The organism is Pseudomonas sp. NKUCC02_KPG (assembly GCF_019345465.1).
GTDB lineage: Bacteria > Pseudomonadota > Gammaproteobacteria > Pseudomonadales > Pseudomonadaceae > Aquipseudomonas.
This window is the reverse complement of the sequence record NZ_JAHKRC010000035.1, coordinates 1-671: the sequence shown is the minus strand read 5'-3', so window position 1 is coordinate 671 and position 671 is coordinate 1. Positions and strand designations below refer to the sequence as shown.

Annotated in this window: 1 protein-coding gene; it reads left to right on the top strand. The window is 58.9% G+C overall.

Annotation, left to right across the window (positions count from 1 at the left end; translation table 11 throughout):
* Nucleotides 1–671 (top strand): cation:dicarboxylate symporter family transporter (locus KO536_RS24065; protein ID WP_219263261.1); only part of this gene is annotated, 671 nt, incomplete at both ends.

Below are 671 nucleotides of genomic sequence, written 5' to 3'. Positions count from 1 at the left end.
GCGATTTTGGTCGGCCTGGTGCTGGCCAACGTGTTCCAGCCAGGTGCCGGGATCGACATGAGCACCCTGGGCACAGTCGATATCTCGAAGTATGCGGCCACGGCGGCTGAGGTCACCCATGAACATGCGTTCATCGAGACCATCCTCAACCTGATCCCATCCAACATCTTCGCGGCCATGGCTCGCGGTGAGATGCTGCCGATCATCTTCTTCTCGGTGCTCTTCGGTCTCGGTTTGTCGAGCCTGAACGCCGAACTGCGCGACCCGCTGGTGAAAACCTTCCAGGGCGTGTCCGAGTCGATGTTCAAAGTCACTCACATGATCATGAACTACGCGCCAATCGGTGTGTTTGCCCTGATCGCCGTGACCGTCGCCAACTTCGGCTTCGCCTCCCTGGTGCCACTGGCCAAGCTGGTGGTGCTGGTTTACGCGGCCATCCTGTTCTTCGCCTTTGCGGTACTGGGCCTGATCGCCAAGCTGTTCGGCTTCTCCGTGATCAAGCTGATGCGCATCTTCAAGGACGAACTGGTACTGGCTTACTCCACCGCCAGCTCCGAAACCGTGCTGCCGCGCGTGATCGAGAAGATGGAAGCCTACGGCGCACCGAAAGCGATTTGCAGCTTTGTGGTACCGACCGGCTACTCGTTCAACCTTGACGGTTCGACCCTGTA